Source organism: Blautia schinkii (assembly GCF_013304825.1).
Lineage (GTDB): Bacteria > Bacillota > Clostridia > Lachnospirales > Lachnospiraceae > Blautia_A > Blautia_A schinkii_B.
This window is the reverse complement of record NZ_JAAWUO010000051.1, coordinates 1-578: the sequence shown is the minus strand read 5'-3', so window position 1 is coordinate 578 and position 578 is coordinate 1. Positions and strand designations below refer to the sequence as shown.

Sequence of the window (578 nt, the reverse complement as noted above, 5' to 3'; positions counted from 1 at the left end):
TGAAAGCAGCAGATTCCATTGCATTACAGCAGTCTTTGCGGGATCTCGACCGGGGATTTGTGAATTTCTTTCAGAAACGGGCTTCCTATCCAACCTTCAAAAGTAAACATAACCGGTTCCAGTCATACAGAACGGTAAATCAAAAAGATAATATCCGTATTGTGGGAAGATATATCAAACTTCCGAAACTTGGATTTGTTAAAATACGGCAGTCGATGGAAGTGGAAAAGATTAATCACGTGATCATTGAGCACACACCGGCTGGAAAATATTTTGCGGTTTTAAATGTTGATTTTGAACCGGAACCACGCTCAAATGCTGGCGGAACGATAGGGATTGATGTCGGAATCAAAGCGTTCTACTCCGACAGTAATGGAAATACGGTATCAAATCCCAGATATCTGGAACGCTCAATGCGAAAACTCATAAGAGAACAGCGCAGGCTTTCCCGAAAACAAAAAGATTCCCATAACCGCGAGAAGCAGCGGATCAGGGTGGCAAGAGTGTATGAGAAAGTAACCAATCAGCGGAATGATTTCCTGCAGAAACAGTCAACGATGCTGGTGCGTGAAAACCAA

General features: G+C 43.1%; 1 protein-coding gene. It reads left to right on the top strand.

Annotation, left to right across the window (positions count from 1 at the left end; translation table 11 throughout):
* Positions 1-578: RNA-guided endonuclease TnpB family protein (locus tag HFM85_RS16020; RefSeq protein WP_173754738.1), on the top strand; the 578-nt coding region annotated here is incomplete at both ends.